We start from the raw sequence: 1,432 nt of genomic DNA on the forward strand, positions 1-1,432 counted from the left end.
TCGACAAGATCGACCTCCGGTACAAGGACGCCGACGTCCAGGGCACCACGCTCCACGAGGCCGAGCAGGCCGTCCTCTCCGACAGCGGCACCGCCACCTACACCTCCCAGGGCCAGTCCGGGGCCGGCGCGGTGAACCTCACCTCCGGCAAGTCCGCGACGTTCTGGGTCTACTCCGAGCGGGACGGATACGCGGACCTGACCTCCCGCTTCCGCAACACCGGCCGGGCCGACCTCACCGTCAACGGCAAGACCGTCGACGACCAGACCCTCTCCGGCGCGACGACCGGTGCCTGGTCCACCTCCACCAACCGGGTCCACCTGAACGGCGGCATCAACAAGGTCAAGGTGACCGGCACCGGCGGCACCCTCGCCCTGGACCGCCTGGCCGTCACCCCGTTCAGCGCCACCGACACCGTCACCACCGGCAACGTCGTCACCTACCAGGCCGAGAACGGCACCCTCACCGGCACCGCGGCCGCCGACACCACCTACAGCCAGGCCAACGGCGGCGTCGTCACCGGCATCGGCAACGGAACCGCCAACTCCCTCACCCTCGACGTCGACGCGCCCACGGCCGGCACCTACGCCATGACCATGCGCTACGCCAACGGCGAGGAACTGCCCTCCAAGCACTACAACCCCGACATCCGGGTCCAGCACGCCGACGTCAGCGTCAACGGCGGCGACGCCAAGCGCGTCAACTTCGCCAACACCCTGCACTGGAACCAGTTCAACGACTACACCGTCCCCGTCACCCTCAGCGAGGGTGCCAACACGGTCAAGTTCACCGCCCCACAGCTCTACAACTACGACGGGACCACCATCGGCCTGGTCTACTCCGGCGGCGGCACCGACATCGGAGAGCCCATGCGCTCCAGCTCCGCACCCAACCTCGACCAGGTCTCCTTCGCGCCCCAGAGCCTGCACATCGGCGCCTCGTCCGGCTTCTCCTCCACGGCCGTCGCCCAGCACAGCTCGCTCTGTCTCGAAAACCCCGCCCAGTCCACCGCCGACGGCACCCAGTACCAGCAGAACACCTGCGGAAGCGGCAAGGCACAGCGCTTCGACTTCCGCCCCGTCAGCGGCGCCACCGACACCTACACCGTCGTCAACCACTCCAGCGGCAAGTGCCTCGACATCTCCGCCGTCTCCACCGCCAACGGGGCCGCCGTCCAGCAGTGGACCTGCCACGGCGGCACCAACCAGCGGTTCAGGCTCAACGCGGTGACCGCGCTCAACAACAGCCACGACTACCAGCTCGTCGCCGTCAACAGCGGCAAGTGCGTCGACGTCAGCAGCATCTCCACGGCCGCCGGAGCCAAGGTCCACCAGTGGACATGCGACACCGGCAGCACCCTGACCACCAAGAAGAACCAGATCTGGCGGCTCACCGGCAAGGACTGACCAGCGGCGGATCCCGCTGAGTCTCC

Annotated in this window: 1 protein-coding gene; it reads left to right on the forward strand. The window is 68.2% G+C overall.

All coding sequences use genetic code 11. The features are described 5' to 3' along the window. The coding region (locus RB628_RS40580) for an RICIN domain-containing protein (protein WP_318325660.1) at positions 1–1,406 on the forward strand (1,406 nt) is incomplete at its 5' end. Positions 1,407–1,432 lie beyond the last annotated feature (26 nt).

The sequence above is a fragment of the Streptomyces sp. ADMS genome (genome assembly GCF_033441795.1).
Classification (GTDB): Bacteria; Actinomycetota; Actinomycetes; order Streptomycetales; family Streptomycetaceae; genus Streptomyces.